This window comes from Pectobacterium brasiliense, assembly GCF_013449685.1.
Taxonomy (GTDB): Bacteria; Pseudomonadota; Gammaproteobacteria; order Enterobacterales; family Enterobacteriaceae; genus Pectobacterium; species Pectobacterium brasiliense_A.
The window spans coordinates 47,034-66,609 of sequence record NZ_JACDSF010000048.1 but is presented as its reverse complement, the minus strand read 5'-3'; the positions used below and the strand labels follow the sequence as shown (position 1 = coordinate 66,609).

At 55.3% G+C, this 19,576-nt stretch carries 17 protein-coding genes; 7 read left to right on the top strand and 10 right to left on the bottom strand.

Translation table 11 applies throughout. The features are described from left to right. Positions 1-81 precede the first annotated feature (81 nt). Both H0248_RS17765 and H0248_RS17760 read left to right on the top strand, forming a co-directional pair. Positions 82-1,020 carry an ABC transporter ATP-binding protein gene (locus H0248_RS17765; protein ID WP_180786921.1) on the top strand — a complete coding sequence of 313 codons (939 nt, stop codon included), beginning with the start codon at positions 82-84 and terminating at the stop codon, positions 1,018-1,020. Next, a complete protein-coding gene (locus tag H0248_RS17760) occupies positions 1,017-1,787 on the top strand; it encodes an ABC transporter permease (protein ID WP_014916286.1) in 771 nt (256 codons plus the stop codon). Before H0248_RS17765 ends, H0248_RS17760 begins: the two co-directional genes overlap by 4 nt. Before the next feature lie 60 nt (positions 1,788-1,847). On the opposite strand, the gene panD is transcribed toward H0248_RS17760, so the two are convergent. The 9 genes from panD to thpR form a co-directional block, all read right to left on the bottom strand. Then, positions 1,848-2,228: an aspartate 1-decarboxylase gene (gene panD, locus H0248_RS17755; RefSeq protein ID WP_014916285.1), complete on the bottom strand. Its 381-nt coding sequence runs from the start codon at positions 2,226-2,228 to the stop codon at positions 1,848-1,850. A gap of 17 nt (positions 2,229-2,245) precedes the next feature. Continuing rightward, the gene (gene panC / locus H0248_RS17750; protein WP_180786920.1) at positions 2,246-3,100 is read right to left on the bottom strand and encodes a pantoate--beta-alanine ligase; all 855 of its coding nucleotides are present in this window, start codon (positions 3,098-3,100) and stop codon (positions 2,246-2,248) included. 81 nt (positions 3,101-3,181) lie between these two features. Then, positions 3,182-3,979, bottom strand: a complete 798-nt coding sequence (gene panB, locus H0248_RS17745) for a 3-methyl-2-oxobutanoate hydroxymethyltransferase (RefSeq protein WP_180786919.1) — start codon at positions 3,977-3,979, stop codon at positions 3,182-3,184. A gap of 109 nt (positions 3,980-4,088) precedes the next feature. After that, positions 4,089-4,664 (bottom strand): 2-amino-4-hydroxy-6-hydroxymethyldihydropteridine diphosphokinase, encoded by a 576-nt coding sequence (gene folK / locus H0248_RS17740; RefSeq protein ID WP_110164197.1) that lies wholly within the window; start codon positions 4,662-4,664, stop codon positions 4,089-4,091. After that, positions 4,661-6,073, bottom strand: a complete 1,413-nt coding sequence (gene pcnB / locus H0248_RS17735) for a polynucleotide adenylyltransferase PcnB (protein WP_205558376.1) — start codon at positions 6,071-6,073, stop codon at positions 4,661-4,663. The genes folK and pcnB overlap by 4 nt, the downstream gene beginning before the upstream one ends. 139 nt (positions 6,074-6,212) lie before the next feature. Continuing rightward, positions 6,213-7,145, bottom strand: coding sequence for a tRNA glutamyl-Q(34) synthetase GluQRS (gene gluQRS, locus H0248_RS17730; protein ID WP_180786918.1), 933 nt, complete (start codon positions 7,143-7,145; stop codon positions 6,213-6,215). A 128-nt stretch (positions 7,146-7,273) separates the two neighbouring features. Then, positions 7,274-7,729, bottom strand: a complete 456-nt coding sequence (gene dksA, locus H0248_RS17725) for an RNA polymerase-binding protein DksA (protein WP_010280759.1) — start codon at positions 7,727-7,729, stop codon at positions 7,274-7,276. A 267-nt stretch (positions 7,730-7,996) separates the two neighbouring features. Then, on the bottom strand, positions 7,997-8,701 hold the full coding sequence (gene sfsA, locus H0248_RS17720; protein ID WP_180786917.1) for a DNA/RNA nuclease SfsA: 705 nt from the start codon (positions 8,699-8,701) through the stop codon (positions 7,997-7,999). Positions 8,702-8,738: 37 nt separating this feature from the next. Beyond that, positions 8,739-9,269 carry an RNA 2',3'-cyclic phosphodiesterase gene (thpR, locus tag H0248_RS17715; protein WP_180786916.1) on the bottom strand — a complete coding sequence of 177 codons (531 nt, stop codon included), beginning with the start codon at positions 9,267-9,269 and terminating at the stop codon, positions 8,739-8,741. Between the two features lie 92 nt (positions 9,270-9,361). Between thpR and hrpB the strand changes: the two genes are divergently transcribed. The 5 genes from hrpB (at position 9,362) to fhuB (ending at position 18,863) form a co-directional block, all read left to right on the top strand. Then, a complete protein-coding gene (hrpB, locus tag H0248_RS17710) occupies positions 9,362-11,824 on the top strand; it encodes an ATP-dependent helicase HrpB (RefSeq protein WP_180786915.1) in 2,463 nt (820 codons plus the stop codon). A gap of 102 nt (positions 11,825-11,926) precedes the next feature. Beyond that, positions 11,927-14,407 (top strand): bifunctional glycosyl transferase/transpeptidase, encoded by a 2,481-nt coding sequence (gene mrcB, locus H0248_RS17705; RefSeq protein ID WP_180786914.1) that lies wholly within the window; start codon positions 11,927-11,929, stop codon positions 14,405-14,407. A gap of 692 nt (positions 14,408-15,099) precedes the next feature. Beyond that, positions 15,100-15,897, top strand: a complete 798-nt coding sequence (gene fhuC / locus H0248_RS17700; protein ID WP_180786913.1) for a Fe3+-hydroxamate ABC transporter ATP-binding protein FhuC — start codon at positions 15,100-15,102, stop codon at positions 15,895-15,897. Positions 15,898-15,913: 16 nt separating this feature from the next. Continuing rightward, on the top strand, positions 15,914-16,840 hold the full coding sequence (gene fhuD / locus H0248_RS17695) for a Fe(3+)-hydroxamate ABC transporter substrate-binding protein FhuD (RefSeq protein ID WP_180786912.1): 927 nt from the start codon (positions 15,914-15,916) through the stop codon (positions 16,838-16,840). A 70-nt stretch (positions 16,841-16,910) separates the two neighbouring features. After that, positions 16,911-18,863: a Fe(3+)-hydroxamate ABC transporter permease FhuB gene (gene fhuB / locus H0248_RS17690; RefSeq protein ID WP_374705280.1), complete on the top strand. Its 1,953-nt coding sequence runs from the start codon at positions 16,911-16,913 to the stop codon at positions 18,861-18,863. A 42-nt stretch (positions 18,864-18,905) separates the two neighbouring features. Here fhuB and H0248_RS17685 read toward each other — a convergent pair whose 3' ends face one another. After that, positions 18,906-19,496 (bottom strand): LysE family translocator, encoded by a 591-nt coding sequence (locus H0248_RS17685; RefSeq protein ID WP_180786910.1) that lies wholly within the window; start codon positions 19,494-19,496, stop codon positions 18,906-18,908. Positions 19,497-19,576 lie beyond the last annotated feature (80 nt).

The window sequence follows — 19,576 nt, the reverse complement described above, 5'->3', positions numbered from 1 at the left end:
GCGTCGTTTGAAAAACGATAGTTTATCTCCGTCATACTTCAAATTTGTAGAATTCACTGATAATAAGGCAATCCATTTCTTATGACATATGCACTGGAACTGGCGCAACTAACCAAAACCTATTCGGGAGGCGTCCAGGCGCTACGGGGGATCGACCTGAACGTGGAAGCGGGGGATTTCTATGCGCTTCTGGGGCCAAATGGCGCGGGAAAATCGACCACGATTGGGATTATCAGCTCGCTGGTGAATAAAACTGCTGGTAAAGTTCGCGTCTTCGGCTATGACCTTGAGCTGGACAAAGTGAATGCGAAACGCCAACTGGGGCTGGTCCCGCAGGAATTTAACTTCAATCCTTTCGAAACGGTATTACAGATTGTGGTTAATCAGGCTGGCTATTATGGCGTGAAACGTCAGGATGCATTGCAGCGTGCCGAAAAATACCTGAAACAGCTCGATCTGTGGGAAAAACGCAACGAAAAAGCGATGATGTTGTCCGGCGGGATGAAGCGCCGCCTGATGATTGCGCGTGCGTTAATGCATGAGCCTAAGCTGCTGATTCTTGATGAACCGACCGCAGGTGTGGATATCGAATTACGTCGTTCCATGTGGGGCTTTTTGAAGGAACTGAACGCGCAGGGCACCACGATTATCCTGACGACGCACTATCTTGAAGAAGCGGAAATGCTGTGCCGCAACATCGGGATCATCCAGCGGGGAGAGCTGGTGGAGAACACCTCGATGAAGCAGTTACTTGCTCAGTTGAAGTCCGAAACGTTTATTTTCGATCTGGCGGCGAAAAGCCCGCTGCCACAGCTGGAAGGCTATGTGTTCCGCTTGGTGGATACGTCAACACTGGAAGTGGATGTGATGCGTGAGCAAGGTCTGAATGCGTTATTCAGCCAGCTAAGCGCGCAGGGGATAACGATTCTAAGTATGCGTAATAAAGCGAACCGGTTGGAAGAGCTGTTTGTCACCTTGGTTAATGGGGACGGGGCGAACAGTAAGGGAGAAAAGGCATGATGCATTTGTATTGGGTAGCGCTACAGAGTATTTGGGTGAAAGAAGTCACTCGATTTGGGCGTATCTGGATTCAGACGCTGGTGCCGCCAGTGATCACCATGACGCTGTATTTCATTATTTTTGGCAACCTGATCGGCTCGCGTATTGGTGACATGCACGGTTTCACCTACATGCAATTTATCGTGCCGGGCCTGATCATGATGGCGGTCATTACCAACGCCTATGCCAACGTTGCTTCTTCTTTTTTCAGCGCCAAGTTTCAACGCAATATTGAAGAACTGCTGGTCGCGCCAGTGCCGACTCACGTGATCATTGCGGGCTATGTTGGTGGGGGGATTGCACGTGGCCTGTGCGTCGGGGTACTGGTGACTGCCGTATCGCTGTTCTTCGTCCCGCTGCATGTTCATGCCTGGTGGATCATTGTTCTGACGCTCTTGCTGACGGCGACACTGTTCTCGCTGGCAGGCTTATTGAATGCGGTGTTTGCAAAAACTTTTGATGATATCAGCCTGATTCCGACGTTTGTGTTAACGCCGCTGACCTATCTGGGCGGGGTGTTTTACTCGTTGACGCTGTTGCCGCCGTTCTGGCAGGCCGTCTCCAAGCTGAACCCAGTTGTGTACATGATTAGCGGCTTCCGCTATGGCTTCCTCGGGATTCAGGATGTACCGCTGCTGTTCACAATGTCGGTGCTGATTGCCTTTATCGTGGTGTTTTATCTGCTGGTCTGGTGGCTGATTGAACGCGGTCGCGGGTTACGGACATAGTGTGTCAATTCTGTAAATGAAAAGGCGGTGGTAACACCGCCTTTTGCTTATCTAAAGCGATCAGGCAACCTGAACCGGAATCGCTTTGGCCTGACGCTGTAGCTCATTATCGCCAGAGAAATAGGCAACCTTCGGGCTGTGGCTTCTGGCCTGTTCGTCGGACATCTGCACGTAGGAGCAGATAATCAGTTTGTCGCCCACGCAGGCAAGGCGCGCGGCGGCGCCGTTTACGGAGATAATGCGTGAACCTCTTTCGCCCGCAATGGCGTAGGTAGAGAAACGCTGACCGTTATCAACGTTGTAGATATCAATCGCTTCGTATTCCAGAATGCCGGCGGCATCCATAAAATCCTGATCGATGGCGCAAGAGCCTTCATAATGCAAGTCAGCCTGAGTCACTTTGACCCGGTGCAGCTTGCCTTGCAGCATGGTACGTATCATCGCTTTGTTACCTCGGTTCATACAGTCAAATCGACTTGGTGGTTATCAATCAATCTGGCCTTGCCTAACCAGGCAGCCATCAAAATCACTGCACGCGTGCTGGCCGCGCTCAGCGGTTGCAGCGTATCTGCATCGCGGATAAACAGTTCATCAGGCGTAAAGCCCGCTTCACGCAGCTTGTCTGCCGCTTGTTCCAGCAAGGTGTCTATCTGGCGATCGCCGTTGTCCAACTGTGTCGCCATGTCCATCATTACCTGATGAACATACGGTGCCTGCTGGCGTTCTTCCGCACTGAGATAGCCATTACGTGAACTCAATGCCAAACCGTCTTTGGCACGCACGGTAGGGACACCAATAATATTAATGTCATAGCCCATATCGCGGACAAGCTGCCGAATCAGCGCTAGCTGCTGGTAATCTTTCTCACCGAAGCAGGCGACATCCGGTTGTACCATATTGAACAACTTACTTACGATGGTCGCAACGCCCCGAAAATGACCGGGACGGCTGGCACCTTCCAACATGGAAGACAGGCCGGGCACATCGACAAACGTTTGCGACTCCAGCCCATTGGGGTATATCACATCCGGGCTCGGTGCGAAAACCAGATCGGCACCGCGGCGATTCAATTTCTCGCAGTCTTCCTGCAACGTCCGGGGGTAGCGGGCTAAATCATCCGGCCGCTCAAACTGCATAGGATTGACAAAAACGCTGACAATAACGATATCGGCACGTGCTCTGGCTTCATCGACCAGTGTCATGTGCCCGTCATGCAAATTACCCATGGTGGGGACTAAAGCAATGCGTTTCCCTTCCTGACGCCAGCGGCGAACCTCGCGGCGCAGCAGCAGAGGGGTTTCGATAATTAACACACCCGTACTCCTAAAAAAATAGCCTGATTAATGGAATGCTCGTTCTTTAATGAAACGACATTTCTCAATGAAATGAATGTCTCAATGAAACGAATGTTCTTCGGCCGGGTAAATACCCTGTTCGACTTCTTGTGCATACAAACGCACTGCCGCGCGGATATCACCACCGCTTTGCGCCAGAAAATTCTTGGCAAATTTAGGTGTGCTGTCGCCGGTAATACCGAAGGCATCATGCATGACCAGAATCTGTCCGTCGGTCACGTTGCCTGCGCCAATGCCGATCACTGGAATCGACAGGGCGTCTGTTACGCGCTTTGCCAGCGCGACAGGCACGCATTCCAGCACGAGCAACTGTGCACCCGCTTCTTCAAGCGCAAGGGCATCGGCCAGTAGCTGATTGGCATCGCTTTCGCTCCGGCCCTGAATTTTATAGCCGCCGAAGATATTAACGGACTGCGGTGTCAGACCTAGATGGCCGCAAACTGGCACGGCACGTTCGGTCAGCATTTTTACCGTCGGGGCAAGCCAGCTTCCGCCTTCCAGCTTCACCATATTTGCACCTGCGCGCATCAGCTCGGCGGCCTGGCTGAACGTTTGTTCTGGCGTGGCATAGGTCATAAAAGGCATATCGGAGAGAACCAGCGCCAGCGGTGCGCCACGGCGGACACACTGCGTGTGGTAAACGATATCGTGTGTGGTCACGGGCAATGTGGAATCGTGACCCTGCACGGTCATTCCCAGTGAGTCACCCACCAGCATCACGCGGATGCCTTGCTCGAAAAACAAGCGAGAGAAGCTGGCGTCGTAAGCGGTAATCGTAGCGAATTTTCGCTGATCTTGTTTCCATTGGCGCAAGTGGGAGATAGTCGTCGGTTTCATGACGGTCTTCCTATGTCAATAGGGCGAAGAATTGAGGGGGACATTCTAATGTAAGCCGACGTGTAGCGATATACCCGTCGCGCTTCAAGTTACAGATAGGGGGGGATGATTAGTGGTCGACTGTTCCGGTCAGCTTATCGTCATCACACGGTTCAGTATCCCGCTGTGTATTATCCCACTCTTTATTATCCCGTTCTTTATTATCCCATAAGGTCAAACCGTTGCGGTCGACATGGGTTAACCGTTGGGCGAGGGTTTCGCCGTCGGGGAATGTCAGTTCTGGGGCGATTTCTGCGAGCGGGTAGAGCATGAATTCACGATTCTTCATGTCGTAATGTGGCACGGTCAGACGTTCAGTCTGGATGATGGCATCGCCAAACAGCAGAATGTCCAGATCCAACGTGCGCGGACCCCAGCGATGTTCCTTGCGTTCACGACCTTGTTCCAACTCGATAGCCTGTGTGTGATCCAGTAGCGATTCGGCCGCTAATGCGGTTTCCAGTTCAACGACGGCGTTGAGGTAGTCTGGTTGATCCTGCGGGCCAAGCGGACGGCTACGATAAAATGAGGAGCAGCAAACGACGCGAGTGTGTGGAATCGCATCCAGCGCAGACAATGCTGTGCGCACCTGTTGCAAAGGCTGGGCAAGATTGCTGCCCAGCGCCAGATACACACGGATTGTCATGCTTGATCTCTGTGTGCCGTTGTCGGTTTACGCGGTCGACGAGGGCGGGAACGACGGTGTGGTGTCGGGCCGTCATCCAGCGATTTCAGCATGTTTTGCTGACGTGGCGGTGCGGCAACCTGGAATTCACCCCACCACTGAGCCAGGCGCAGCAGCTCCTGATGGTTTTCGATTTCGGCACGCAGGCAAAGCAGGTCATACGCGGCGCGGAATTTAGGGTGTTCCATCAGCTTATAAGCACGTTTACCCTGACGACGAGACAGACGCGTTTGCAATTGCCAAATATCACGAACTAAAGATGTAATGCGCTTAGGAATGGCCAGAGAACGGCACTGTTCATCCAGTATATCGTTCATCGCCAGCGAGAAGGCATCGAAATAAGCCAGACCGCTTTCCTGAGCCAGCTTTTGTGCATGTTCAACCAGCGGATACCACAGCATGGCGGAAAACAAAAACGCTGGATTGACTCGCATATCATTTTGCAGGCGCTGATCGGTATTTTTCAGCACCTGTGCAACCATGCGCTCCAATGTGGAATCGCCATTTGGTGTGAAATAGCGGCTCAGCAGCGGGAAAAGCGGCTGGAACAGCTGGTATTCACACAGCATTTTATAGGTTGGGTAGCCATAGCCTGATTGAAGCAGCTTCAGCGACTCTTCAAACATGCGCGCCGCAGGAATATCGTGCAGCAATGAGGCCAGACGAGGAATCGGCTCAGCGGTTTCCGGGCTGACCGTCATGTTCAGCTTGGCGGCGAAACGGACAGCGCGCAACATACGCACCGGGTCTTCACGGTAGCGTGTTTCGGGATCGCCAATCATACGGATGACGCCCTGACGCAGATCGTTCAGGCCATCGGTATAATCACGTACACTGAAATCAGAAATGCTGTAGTAGAGGCTGTTGATCGAGAAATCGCGGCGCTGGGCGTCTTCTTCAACGGAACCAAAAATATTGTCGCGCAACAGCATGCCGCTTTGGGCTTGCTGAGAGGAGTTTTTGACTTCTTGCTGTTCCTGATGCTGTTCGTGGTGACCACGGAACGTGGCAACTTCAATCACCTCTGGCCCGAACATGATGTGGGCGAGACGGAAACGACGCCCGACCAAACGGCAGTTGCGGAATAATTTGCGCACCTGATCGGGGGTGGCGTTAGTGGTGATATCAAAATCTTTCGGCTTTTTGCCCAGCAGCAGGTCGCGTACGCCGCCGCCAACCAGATAAGCTTCGTAGCCCGCTTTGTTCAGGCGATAAAGTACTTTCAGCGCGTTATCGCTGATATCGCTGCGTGAAATAGTATGCTGGTCACGCGGAATCACCGTCAGACGCTGGCGCGGTTCCTCTGATTCGACCATTTCGTTCTCACGATTCAGTACCTTACGACAAAAATTAGCAACTCGGGAAAAGATAATACACCTCGATAGTGATGGATAAATCAACGGCACAGCAAAAAATTTCCGGGAAACGTTTTTGACGTCGACCCAGTGACGGCCTGCAAATGTGACGGCCAAAGAGAGTGCGTCACTAAAAATAGCGGCTAATCATAGCTCACCAATGCCCCTTTGAGAATGCCGATGTGATCGCGGACGGGTTTATTGCCGGCTGCAACGGAACAACATCAAGGGACCAGTGCGCGACAGACCAGGCCAGAAGTGCGGAAAGTGTCATCTCCTGACCGTTGTCCGGCAGCGGTTGGTTCAAGAACTGCAGTGCAGCCAGCAGCACGGGACGCGGATCGCTATTCGGTAGTGCCGGTGCATGATTCTGCTTGGAAAGCTTATTTCCCTCGGTATTCAGCGCCAGCGGCAGATGAACGTAGGTAGGGATCGCGTAGCCCAATTGCTGATAGAGCGAAATTTGTCGCACTGTCGGCTCGATCAGATCGGCGCCACGCACGATCTCCGTAATACCCTGATCGTTATCGTCGATCACGACGGCCAGATTATAGGCAAACAGCCCATCGCGGCGGTGGATAATAAAATCTTCCTGCGCGAGTGCCGTGTCGGCATACAGCTCACCACGCAATTTATCATGAAAGTGAAATACCGGCGTTGTCTGGTGCAGGCGTAGTGCGGCGTTATCGGAGGGCAGGTTACGCGTCCGGCAATAACCGTCATAGTGTCCACCTAGCTGCTGAATACGGCTACGCGTACAAGTGCAGTAGTAGCTCACTCCCTGCTGTCGAAGCTGCTGAAGGATCTCGCGGTAACGCGCATGCCGCTGTGATTGGTACATCACCTCGCCGTCCCAATACAGGCCGTAATGTTCTAATTGTGCAAGGATACGAGAGGCTGCGCCGGGAATTTCCCGTGGCGGGTCGATGTCTTCAATGCGTACCAGCCAGCGCCCTTGTTGGGAACGCGCTTGCAGATAGCTACCGAGTGCGGCGATCAGTGAGCCAAAATGCAGGTCACCAGAAGGAGAGGGGGCAAAACGCCCGACGTAACGATGCGTTTCGGTGAAACCAGTTGTTCCAGACATAAGAGGTTGATGCTATCTCGTCAGCGCTTTATCCAGACAAAAGATAGAGTGATGAACATCATTCATCAGCGGTCGTGTTCCTGGAGTCGGCCCCCGCGCCGGGCAGGAGCCGATTCTGGACAGGAAAATTAGCCTGCCATTTGCTTTTCGCGTATCTCTGCCAACGTTTTGCAGTCGATACACAGATCGGCGGTCGGACGGGCTTCCAGACGGCGTATGCCAATCTCGACGCCACAGGATTCACAGAATCCGAAATCCTCTTCTTCGATTTTCACCAGGGTTTTGGCGATTTTCTTGATCAGCTTGCGCTCACGGTCACGGTTACGCAGTTCGAGACTGAACTCTTCTTCCTGCGCTGCACGATCCACGGGATCGGGGAAGTTAGCGGCTTCATCGCGCATGTGCGATACCGTACGATCCACTTCATCCATGAGTTGGTTGCGCCATGCTTCAAGAATGCGTTTGAAATGAGCCAGTTGAGCGTCGTTCATATACTCTTCGCCCGGCTTCTCCTGATACGGCTCTACTCCGGCAATTGCGAGAATGCTCAGAGAAGATGTCTTACGGTTTTGCCCTTCTTGCATGTTGCTTCTCCTACATAACACGACACGCATAATACCCTTTTATGTAGTGAAATTGCGGCGTTGTTGGCCATAACTTCAGCTATCTGGGTATATCGGCCCCCAAAGGGGGGAAAAACAGGCCGCTATAAATAGCAGATGAAGATGGGGTTGGCAATGCTTCCTGACACCGGCCTGATAAAGTGTGAGGAACAACCTGCTTACATTAAATAATAAACAATGTGTTACGCCTTTAGTGGTACGTTCGGCGTGTTATGCAATGCTTGTACGTCATCCCAACAACGGTAGCTTATGCGTCAATGTAATACCGTCAGGGCATAAGGTGGAGCCGTAACATAAAATTTCAACCCCTGCCCGTTGTGCTTCTGTAAATAATTCCGCATAGCGTGGATCAATATGCCGGGCGGGAGAAACCTGCTGAATACCTGAATGGAGCACGGCGAAAAAAAGGACTGCGCGTTTTCCATTGGCAACCATTTGTTGCAGTTCACGCAGATGCTTTTGCCCTCTGAGTGTCACCGCATCGGGAAAGTAACCACATTCATGTTGCAATAATGTGACAGATTTCACCTCAATATAGCAGTCAATCCTGTCCGGCGCCTGTAAAAGCAGGTCGACTCGGCTATTTTCCGTACCGTATTTTACTTCCGTTTTTACGTCCGGGTAGCCTGCCAGCTCTTCTATGCGATTCTCCAATAAGGCTTCGTACAATAATGTGTTGGCACGCAGAGTATTGACACAAACCCAGTGATTTTGTTGCGTTTCAGTCAGTTCCCAGCTCTGAGCATATTTGCGCTTAGGGTTATCCGATGTGGAGTACCAGACAGTATCGCCGGGCGTTGCACAGCCCGTCATCGCACCGGTATTGGCACAGTGCAGCGTAAGCGTCTCGCCTTCCGGGGTCACGACATCGGCCAAAAAGCGTTTGTAACGTTTAATCAACCGGGCAGGTTGTAAACGTGGGGTATAGTTCATGCGTATCCTGTTTTGTTCGTTTTATCCGCCTGCTCACTTATTTAATAAATGGCCAGCTTTCCAACTGTTGATAGCGGGTTTTGCCGTTGTCAAAAAGTGACTCGTAAAGCGAAAAGTGCGTCATGTCGACCTGCCAGCTAAAGGTGGCGGGGGGAATCGCAACGGGGCGAGTCGCGCCGCGCAGTAGCGTAATGTGCGGGTGAAACGGCAATGCCGTTTGATAGCAGCCGTTGCGCGCCGCCTGAGAACGCAGCAGTTCCGCCAACTGCAACAGCCCGCGCGGTGCACGGCGGCAGCCCAGCCAGACCACGCCAGGGCGCGGCCAGTGTCCGGCGTCATTCAGCGTAAGGGAAAAGGCGGGCTGACGGATGCGGCTCGCCAGCGTTTGCAAAACCTGCGCTTTTTGCTCGCTGACATCGCCTAAAAACGCCAGCGTCAGATGAAGATTGGCCGCCGCGACCGGACGACCGGCTTCCAGAAGGAAGTGCTCGGCACGCCAGCGGAGAATCTCTTGCTGTGTGGTTTCCGGCAGTGATAAGGCAAAAAACAGGCGGCGTGTGGCTGACATGGCGATCTCTCTGTTCTGATTCCATCAGATGCTACATTCATCCAGATGCTACAATGCTCGCCGCTGAAAGTTAACTTTATACGGAGATGTCTGTGATTTTACCGCCCGTCAGCGCTGTGCTGGATGATGTCATAACGGCGCTACATACCGCGCCTCAGGTGCTGCTTAATGCGCCAACAGGGGCGGGGAAATCGACCTGGCTGCCGTTGCAATTGCTGCAACAGGGCAATGTGAACGGGCGAATCATCATGCTGGAACCGCGCCGTCTGGCGGCGAAGAGCGTGGCTTGGCGGCTGGCGCAGCAGCTCGGTGAAGAACCGGGGCAGACGATAGGTTATCGCATGCGGTCGGAAAGCCGCGTGAGTGACTCAACGAAGCTGGAAGTCGTCACCGAAGGGATGTTAACCCGTTTGCTGCAACAGGATGCGGAACTGCAAGGCGTGGCGCTGATTATCCTTGATGAATTTCACGAGCGTAGCGTGCAGGCTGATTTGGCATTGGCGCTGCTGCTTGATGTGCAGCAAGGGCTGCGTGAAGACTTAAAACTGCTGATTATGTCCGCGACGCTCGACAATGCGCGGCTGGCGGCGCTGCTGCCGGAAGCCGTCTGCGTGGTTTCCGAAGGTCGTAGCTATCCGGTTGAACGGTGTTATGCGCCGCTGAATAATCAGGAGCGTTTGGAAGAGGGCATTGCGCGGCAGGTGCGGCGTTTGCTCAGTGAAGAAGACGGTTCGCTGCTGCTGTTTTTGCCCGGTGTCGCGGAGATTCGCCGTGTGCAGGCGCTGCTGGAAAATAGCGTATCGAGCGAGACGGATCTCTGCCCTTTATATGGTGCGTTGACGCTGGCGGAGCAGCAAAAGGCGATTCTGCCCGCGGAGCCGGGTCGTCGTAAGGTGGTGTTAGCCACCAATATTGCTGAAACCAGCCTGACGATTGAAGGGATCCGGCTGGTGATGGATAGTGGCCTTGAGCGTGTCGCCAGCTTTGATGTGAAAAGCGGCGTCACGCGACTGGTGACGCAGCGAATCAGTCAGGCGTCGATGGTGCAGCGTGCCGGACGTGCCGGACGTTTAAGCCCCGGTATGTGCTGGCATCTGTGCTCACGTGAACAGGCAGAACGCGCGGCGGCGCAAAGCGAAGCTGAAATACTGAACAGTGATTTAAGTAGCGTCTGGCTGGATTTATTACAGTGGGGTTGTACCGATGTGGCGCAGTTAACCTGGCTGGATACGCCACCCGCTCCTGCGCTTTATGCCGCATGCCAGCTGCTACGCCAGCTTGGTATTACCGATGAACAGGATCGGCTGACCGCCGAGGGACGGAAGATCGCCGCGTTAGGCTGCGATGCCCGACTGGCGACGATGCTGTATGCCGCGTCACAGCAAGGTTCAGATGCATTGGCAACTGCCGGATGTCTGGCGGCGATCCTCGAAGAACCGCCGCGTAGCGGGTCGATCAATCTGGCTGACTGGCTGCATCGTCCATTGCCACACTGGCTGCGGCGGGCAAAGCAACTGACGCGCCGTTTATCGACGGCTTCGGGACGCATTGACGGCGGGGAAGCCGACTGGCTGCTGGCACAGGCTTTCCCCGACCGCATCGCCCGGCGGCGCAGTCAGGATGGACGCTACCAGCTTGCTAACGGCAGCGGCGCGATGATGTCGGCTGATGAGGCGCTGTCGGGTACGGAGTGGTTGCTGGCTCCGGCGCTCTTACAGAACGATCGATCAGCACAAAACAATCAGAACGCAGAGGCACGGATCCTGCTGGCATTGCCGCTGGATATTGAGCGGCTGGAACGGCGGCTACCCGGACTAATAAATGAACATAACGTGGTGCACTGGGACGAAGAAAAGGGTACTCTGCGCGCCAGCCAGCGTGACCAGATAGGTTGCCTGATCCTGAGAACACGCCCGCTGAACAAGCCTTCCGATGAAGCACTGCAGCAGGCGCTGTTATTCTGGATTCGGGAGCAGGGGATTGATGCATTAAACTGGGACGCCACGGCGTTGCAGCTACGCGCCCGGCTACAGTGTGCTCGCCAGTGGTTGCCGGAGCTTGACTGGCCGCAAGTGGATGATGAAACGCTGCTGGCAACGCTGGACATCTGGCTACAGCCGTCACTTGTCGGCGTGCGTGATTTACGGGCGCTGCACCAGATCAATTTGAGCGAGGCGCTGCTGCGGCTGTTGGACTGGTCGCTGCGCCAGCGGCTGGATAGCGCGCTGCCCACGCACTACACGGCACCCGGCGGCAGTCGCTTGCCTATCGCCTATTATGACGATAAGCCTCCGGTACTGTCGGTGCGGATGCAGGAAATGTTCGGTGAGCAGCAGAGCCCGCTGCTGGCGGAAGGGCGTGTGGCGCTGGTATTGGAACTTTTATCACCCGCACAGCGACCACTACAAATTACGCGGGATTTAGCGGCATTCTGGCAAGGTACGTACCGCGAGGTGCAAAAAGAAATGAAGGGGCGTTACCCCAAGCATGTCTGGCCGGACGATCCGGCGAATACGGCTCCGACGAGACGTACCAAGAAATATCAGAACCACTAATTTCAGACGTTTCCGCTTTCCCAAACAAGGGGCTGGAAACAGAGTAGGCGGCTTGAGCGCAGAGCGGATAGCCGTGAACAACCTGACGGAGAAGTGATTGTAATGTCTCGGGATGACCGCGAACCTATCGGACGCAAAGGGAGAGCGCCAAAACGTAAGCCTGAACGCAAGCAGGCCATACGACGTCGCAGGGATGACGACTATGATGATGAAGATTATGACGATTATCAGGACGACTATGACGACGATGATGATTACGACGGCGATGACACTATGACGCGTAAACCGCAGAGAAGACGGCGCTGGCTGGGGCTGGCGATTAAGCTGTTCCTGATCTTTGCCGTGGCGATGGCTATCTATGGTGTGTATCTCGATAGCCAGATCCGTAGCCGTATTGAAGGCAAAGTCTGGCAGTTGCCGGCCGCTGTCTATGGCCGCATGGTCAACCTTGAGCCGGGCATGGCCTACAGCCAGAAAGAGATGATCAGCCTGCTGGAAGGTATGCAATACCGTCAGGTGAGCCGCATTACCCGTCCGGGTGAATTCAGCGTGCGTGGTAACAGCATCGATATGCTGCGCCGTCCGTTTGATTTCCCCGATGGGAAAGAAGGGCAGATTCAGGCACGTCTGACGTTTGCCAACGATCGCCTGTCGCAGATCCAGAATCTGGACAACCAGCGTAACTTCGGCTTTTTCCGCCTCGATCCGAAGCTGATCACCATGATGCAGTCGCCGAATGGCGAACAGCGTTTGTTTGTGCCGCGTGCCGGTTTCCCCGATCTGCTGGTTGATACGCTGGTCGCGACCGAAGATCGCCACTTTTATGAACATGATGGTATTAGCCTGTACTCCATTGGCCGTGCGTTTTTAGCCAACATCACGGCGGGACGCGCGGTTCAGGGCGGCAGTACGCTGACGCAGCAACTGGTTAAGAACCTGTTCCTGACTAACGAGCGTTCGCTGTGGCGTAAAGCTAACGAAGCCTATATGGCGCTGATCATGGATTATCGCTACAGCAAGGATCGTATCCTTGAGCTGTATCTGAACGAAGTGTATCTCGGTCAGAGCGGTAACGATCAGATCCGCGGCTTCCCGCTTGCCAGCCTGTATTACTTTGGCCGTCCAGTGAATGAACTGAGCCTCGATCAGCAGGCGCTGCTGGTGGGGATGGTGAAAGGGGCGTCGCTGTATAACCCGTGGCGTAACCCTGATATTACGTTAGAGCGACGTAATCTGGTGCTGCGCCTGTTGCAGAATCAGCAGGTGATTGATGCCGATCTGTACAACATGCTGAGTGCGCGTCCGTTGGGCGTACAGCCGAAAGGTGGCGTCATCAGCCCGCAACCGGCGTTTATGCAACTGGTGCGTCAGGAACTGCAACAGCGGCTTGGCGACAAGGTTAACGATCTCTCAGGCGTGAAGATCTTTACCACGCTCGATCCGGTCTCGCAGGATGCGGCGGAAAAAGCGGTGGAAGTTGGGGTTCCGGCACTGCGCGCAGGGCGTAACGTGAGCGATCTGGAAGCGGCGATGGTGATTGTCGATCGTTTTAGCGGTGAAATTCGCGCGATGGTCGGTGGTGCCCAAACGCAATACGCCGGGTTTAACCGTGCGCTACAGGCGCGTCGCCCTGTCGGGTCGCTGGCGAAGCCGCCAACCTACCTGACCGCGCTGAGCCAGCCGGACACCTATCGTCTGAACACCCTGCTGGCGGATGAACCGCTGTCAATCAAACAGCCTAACGGGCAGGTGTGGCAGCCGAAGAACTACGATCGTGAGTTCCGCGGCCGCGTCATGCTGGTCGATGCGCTGGCGAACTCGCTGAACGTGCCGACCGTCAATCTGGGTATGGCCGTGGGGCTGAATCAGATTACGGAAACGTTGAAGCGTCTGGGGATCCCAGAAAACGTGATTCAGCCTGTACCGGCGATGCTGCTGGGGGCGATCAGCCTGACACCGATGGAAGTGGCACAGGAATACCAGACGATCGCCAGCGGCGGCAACCGCGCACCGCTTTCCTCACTGCGTTCGGTGATTGCGGAAGACGGTACGGTGTTGTATCAGAGCTTCCCGCAGGCGGAACGCGCGGTGCCGGCGCAGGCGGCTTATCTGACGCTGTATGGCATGCAACAGGTTGTCGAACGCGGTACGTCGCGCTCGCTGGCGGTGAAATTCCCGAATTATCATCTGGCGGCGAAAACCGGTACCACCAATGACCTGCGTGACAGCTGGTTTGCGGGGATCGACGGTAAAGAAGTGGCGATTAGCTGGGTAGGGCGCGATAACAACGGTCCGGCCAAGCTGACCGGGGCGAACGGTGCGCTGACGATTTATCGTCGCTATCTGGAAAACCAAACGCCGCTGCCGTTAATGCTGACGCCGCCGGAAGGCATTACGACCATGACGGTGGATGCCAGCGGTAACTTTATCTGTAACGGCAGCAGCGCCGGGCGTGTCTTGCCGGTCTGGACGGATAACCCGCAGGCGCTATGTCAGTCCAGCCAGCCGCAGCCTTCCGCACAGCAGGGACAGCAAGATGGAGAAGGCGTCGCCGACTGGATCAAACAAATGTTTGGTCAATAATCTATCGTTGCTTCAACTGGTTGCCGTCTCTTAGCTATATCTTATGCAGCCTGAGAGACGGTTTCGTGCGCTTACAATACGGTTATTTTATGCTACCGCGTAGCACGCGCCCGACACGAGGCGACTCAAACGCCGCCGCCCCGTGACCCCAGGCTTTCGGCGGAAATTATGCCGCTGACGCGGTACCTTCGTCGGTATCTGGCTTAGCGGACCGCTTGCGACACGTTTACTCGCCCTATAAATGGGGCTCGCCCTTCGGGCCAGCACGAGTGCTGTTCAAAAACGTCTCTGACGTTTTTGTCCGACGTGGCGCAAGCTTTCGCCGCGTCCTGCGGCTCATCCGAAGCCAGCTACCTCCTCAGCATAATTTTTTACGCCTGACCACGGCAAAAACCGCGATACTTCTAGGCTTGTGTATAAGGGACAGGATTAATTTGGAGGTATTTTTTTTGTGCCTGCTATTTTGAGACGAGCACCGCATCCCGCCTGATACCACTTTTCCTGTCATGCCATTCCAGCGCTGACAGGTAAAAGTCTTGCGATTGGTATTCTGTTGCGCCTATCATGCTGCCTTTATCGTAATCATTATCGTTCTCTTTTAGCCCGTTCATTTCGGGCTGAATTCGATAGTGACGGGCGTCGCGATCGCTGCTTACTCCTGTCCTTCAGTGACATTAAAAATCAAACACGCTATGCAAAATCAAACTGTACTGCCTGATACCACCTTCAGACTGGACGACGTCAGCTTTTCCGTCGCCGGACGCACGCTGCTACACCCGCTCTCTATCACGTTCCCTGTCGGGAAAGTGTGCGGCCTGATTGGGCATAACGGCTCGGGCAAATCGACCTTGCTGAAAATTTTGGGCCGTCACCAGCCCGCCAGCAGCGGAACCGCATTACTGGGGGAACAGGCTACCGGAAGCTGGGACAGCAAATTATTCGCCCGTCAGGTGGCTTATTTACCGCAGCAGCTTCCCGCTGCCGAAGGGATGACCGTGCGTGAGCTGGTTGCCGTAGGGCGTTACCCGTGGCACGGCGCATTAGGCCGTTTCGGCAGCGCCGATCGGGAAAAGGTCGAGGAAGCCATCACGCTGGTGGGGCTGAAACCGTTCGCCAACCGTCTGGTGGACAGCCTGTCCGGCGGTGAACGGCAGCGAGCCTGGCTGGCGATGACGGTGGCGCAGGATAGCCGCTGTCTGTTACTGGATGAACCGACCTCCGCACTGGATATTGCCCATCAGGTTGAGGTGCTGGCGCTGATCCAGCGCATGAGCCGCGAGCGCGGCATCACTGTCATTGCGGTGTTGCATGATATCAATATGGCTGCCCGCTACTGCGATCACTTGGTGGCACTGCGCGGTGGCAAGATGATTGCACAGGGTGAGCCTGTCGCGCTGATGCAAGGGGATGTGCTCGAAAGCATCTACGGCATTCCCATGGGCATTCTGCCTCATCCGGCTGGTGGCGCACCGGTCAGCTTCGTTTGTTAACTCGGTTTTTCTGCTCATGATGCCTGAACGTTTTTCTTCTCCATCCTCTCCCGATCCGCTACGCCGTCGTTTGCTGACGGCGCTGCTATTGTCGCCGCTGGTGTATTCGGCGGCGAGCAGGGGAACGACTGCCACATTCCCCGATGTAAACCGCATTGTGGCGCTGGAATGGTTGCCCGTTGAGCTGCTTCTGGCGCTAGGCATTACCCCCTTTGCGATCGCGGATAAGCATAACTATAACCTGTGGGTGAAAGAGCCTGCGCTGCCTGACTCGGTGATTGATGTGGGGCTGCGTACCGAGCCAAATCTGGAGTTGCTGACGCAGATTCGCCCGTCCATGATTCTTTACTCTGAAGGCTACGGCCCTTCGGTCGCGAAAATGTCCCGCATCTCTCCGATGCTGGGGTTTGGCTTTAGCAGCGAACAGGGGAAGCCGCTGACGGCGGCACAGTCCTCGGTCATGAAGCTGGCCGATGCGCTAAATATGAAGGCGGCTGGTGAACGGCACCTGATGGAGCTGGCGCAGTTTCTCCAGCAGGAAAAAATCACGCTTCAACCCTATACCCAGCGGCCGCTGTTGCTGATCACGCTGGTCGACAGTCGCCATGTGTTAGTGATTGGCAAGAACAGTCTTTTTCAGGAAGTGATGGATCATATCGGGATAGAAAATGCCTGGCGTGGTGAAACCAGCTTCTGGGGCAGTACGATTGTGGGTATTGAGAGTCTGGCGGAGATCGGTGATGCCAATGTGCTCTGCTTCGAGCATGGCGATAGCGCCATTATCGCGCAGCTTGATAAGAACCCGCTCTGGCAGGCGATGCCGTTTGTGCGTCAACAGCGTGTGCAACGCGTGCCTGCCGTCTGGCTGTATGGCGGAACGCTCTCGGCGATGCGCTTTTGCCGCGTATTGAATCAGGCACTGGAGGCGAGAAATCATGGCTAATCCTTTGTCTGTCGGTTCCTCGCACGCGCACCCGCGTGTTGGTCATCCGCTGGTGCTGCCAGTGGTCGTGATGGGTTTGCTGCTGATCGTGATGCTGGGCATGGGCAGCTACAATTTGCAGCAGCAATTACCGGTATCACAGTGGGTTGCAGGGCTGACCCATCCCGCCTTGAACAATATGCAACAGCTTCTGTTCCATTACAGTCTGTTGCCACGCATGGTGCTGGCGCTGCTGATTGGCGCAGGGCTGGGGCTGTGTGGCGTACTGTTCCAGCAGGTCTTGCGTAATCCGCTGGCTGAGCCGTCAACGCTGGGGATCGCTACGGGGGCGCAACTCGGGATCACGGTCGTTACGCTGTGGGCGTTGCCCGGCGGCGTATGGACCCAGCAGGCCGCGGCGATGATCGGCGCGCTGGTGGTTGGCGCGTTGGTTTTTGGCGTCGCCTGGGGCAAGCGTTTATCACCGGTGACGCTGATACTGGCGGGGCTGGTGCTGAGTTTCTACTGTAGCGCGGTCAATCAACTGCTGGTGCTCTTCCATCATGAGCAGCTTCAAGGCCTGTTCCTGTGGAGCAGCGGCGTGCTGAACCAGCAGGACTGGAGCAATGTGCAGTTTGTTCTCCCACGTCTTCTGATGTGTTTCTGTCTGGCGCTGCTGTTGATTCGCCCACTAACCTTGCTGGGGCTGGATGACGGCGTCGCACGTAACTTGGGGCTTGGGCTGTCGCTGGCTCGTCTGAGCGCGCTTGGGCTGGGGATTTTCCTGTGTGCGCAATTAGTGAATGCAGCAGGCATCATCGGTTTTATCGGTCTGTTTGCGCCGCTGCTGGCGAAAATGCTAGGCGCGCGGCGGTTACTTCACCGTCTCTTATTAGCGCCGCTGCTGGGTGCGCTGCTGCTTGGCGTTACCGATCAGGGCGTTATCTGGCTGAGCCGCGTGTGGCTTGACGTTCCAACGGGTGCTGCGACGGCGCTGATTGGTGCGCCGCTGCTACTGTGGCTGTTGCCGCGCCTGCGTAATAGCGGTCAACCTGCGATGGTCGACAGCAGCAGTACGCCGACGGCTGAACGTCGCCTGTGGGGAACGTGGCTGGTACTTGGCGTCACGCTGCTGGGAATGGTGGTGATTACGGCGCTGATGTTAGGGAAAGATGCCGACGGCTGGCAGTGGGGCGGCGGTGATGTGTTAACGCAGTTGCTCTCATGGCGCTGGCCTCGGGTGCTGGCGGCGTTAACTGCTGGAGTGATGCTGGCGGTCGCGGGAACGTTAATACAGAAGCTGACGGGTAACCCGATGGGAAGCCCGGAAGTGCTGGGAATTAGCTCCGGCGCGTCGTTTGGCGTCATTATTTTGCTGTTCTTCATTCCCGGCAATGCGTTCGTGTGGCTACTTCCTGCCGGTAGTGCGGGCGCGGCGCTGACGCTGTTGGTCATGGTGATGATCGCCGGGCGCGGTGGTTTCTCCACGCAGCGTATGCTGCTGGCGGGGATTGCACTGAGCATGGCGTTCACCACCGTCATTGCGCTGCTGCTGGCCAGTGGCGATCCGCGTATGGGAACCGTGTTGACCTGGCTGTCGGGATCAACCTATGCGGTTGAACCGACGGACGCGATACGCACGGCGGTGATTGCCGTTCTTCTATTGTTGATTGTCCCGCTGTGTCAGCGCTGGCTGCGTATTCTGCCGCTGGGCACCACGACAGCCAGAGCGCTCGGAATAGCCGTTACGCCGGTTCGTCTGCTGGTTTTGCTCCTGGCATCGGTACTGACCGCGATGTCAACGCTGATGGTTGGGCCGATGAGCTTTGTGGGGTTAATGGCACCCCATATGGCACGGATGCTGGGCTTTAGCCGCGTGTTACCGCAAATTGCCTGCTCTGCATTGATTGGCGGCGCGCTGATGGTGATTGCAGACTGGTTTGGCCGGATGATTCTCTTTCCGGCGCAGATTCCGGCGGGGCTGCTCGCGACGTTTATCGGTGCGCCTTACTTTGTTTATCTATTGCGGAAACAGGTGAAATAATGCGAGCCTCGGCGGTGAGGGAAGCCCGCCGACGCCGTGTGATTAGCCGGAGAGGTTAATAGCTTCGACCAGCATCCAGAAGGTGGTGAGCACCAGAGAAAGCGCCATGATGCCGTTGAAGGCTTTCAATTTCCACGGTTCCTGAAGATGTTTACCGATGCGATCGCCGAGTAGTGCCCAGACTAAAATACAGGGCAGATTGAGCGCCATAAAGGCGACTACTGTGGTGAAAAGGCCGCCGCTGGCGGCATAAAGCAGCGCGATGTTACTGGACATCAGCCAGGCTTTCGGATTTACCGCCTGAAATAGCGTCCCTTGCAGTACGGTCATCGGCTGTACTCGCCCCTGTAATTCCGGTGCCGATGAGCGCACGATTTTCCACGATAGCCACAGCAGATAGACGCACCCCAGCACGGTAAGGGGGAGGCGAATCATGCTCATCCAGTTCAGCAGAAGTTCCAAGGCCACGCCCATCAGCGCCGTTTGTATCCCGCAGCCAACGGAAATGCCCATCATCATCGGTAACGTACGACGCAGGCCAAAATTGACGCCAGAAGTTGCCAGCAGCAGATTATTGGGCCCCGGCGTGATAGACATGACGGTGACGTAGCTGAAAAAAGAAGGGTCGAGCATGGTGTTATCCTGATGATGGGGGAGAACACTATGGTAGGCAGAAAAAAGAAATGGTTACAGATACACAAAACGATTATTGT

What these genes read in the sequence shown, in the direction of transcription:
- H0248_RS17765 (WP_180786921.1), top strand. Translation starts at nt 82, where the DNA reads ATGACATATGCACTGGAACTGGCGCAACTAACCAAAACCTATTCGGGA.
- H0248_RS17760 (WP_014916286.1), top strand. Translation starts at nt 1,017, where the DNA reads ATGATGCATTTGTATTGGGTAGCGCTACAGAGTATTTGGGTGAAAGAA.
- panD (WP_014916285.1), bottom strand. Translation starts at nt 2,228, where the DNA reads ATGATACGTACCATGCTGCAAGGCAAGCTGCACCGGGTCAAAGTGACT.
- panB (WP_180786919.1), bottom strand. Translation starts at nt 3,979, where the DNA reads ATGAAACCGACGACTATCTCCCACTTGCGCCAATGGAAACAAGATCAG.
- folK (WP_110164197.1), bottom strand. Translation starts at nt 4,664, where the DNA reads ATGACAATCCGTGTGTATCTGGCGCTGGGCAGCAATCTTGCCCAGCCT.
- gluQRS (WP_180786918.1), bottom strand. Translation starts at nt 7,145, where the DNA reads ATGTCTGGAACAACTGGTTTCACCGAAACGCATCGTTACGTCGGGCGT.
- dksA (WP_010280759.1), bottom strand. Translation starts at nt 7,729, where the DNA reads ATGCAAGAAGGGCAAAACCGTAAGACATCTTCTCTGAGCATTCTCGCA.
- sfsA (WP_180786917.1), bottom strand. Translation starts at nt 8,701, where the DNA reads ATGAACTATACCCCACGTTTACAACCTGCCCGGTTGATTAAACGTTAC.
- thpR (WP_180786916.1), bottom strand. Translation starts at nt 9,269, where the DNA reads ATGTCAGCCACACGCCGCCTGTTTTTTGCCTTATCACTGCCGGAAACC.
- mrcB (WP_180786914.1), top strand. Translation starts at nt 11,927, where the DNA reads ATGTCTCGGGATGACCGCGAACCTATCGGACGCAAAGGGAGAGCGCCA.
- fhuC (WP_180786913.1), top strand. Translation starts at nt 15,100, where the DNA reads ATGCAAAATCAAACTGTACTGCCTGATACCACCTTCAGACTGGACGAC.
- fhuD (WP_180786912.1), top strand. Translation starts at nt 15,914, where the DNA reads ATGATGCCTGAACGTTTTTCTTCTCCATCCTCTCCCGATCCGCTACGC.
- fhuB (WP_374705280.1), top strand. Translation starts at nt 16,911, where the DNA reads ATGGGTTTGCTGCTGATCGTGATGCTGGGCATGGGCAGCTACAATTTG.
- H0248_RS17685 (WP_180786910.1), bottom strand. Translation starts at nt 19,496, where the DNA reads ATGCTCGACCCTTCTTTTTTCAGCTACGTCACCGTCATGTCTATCACG.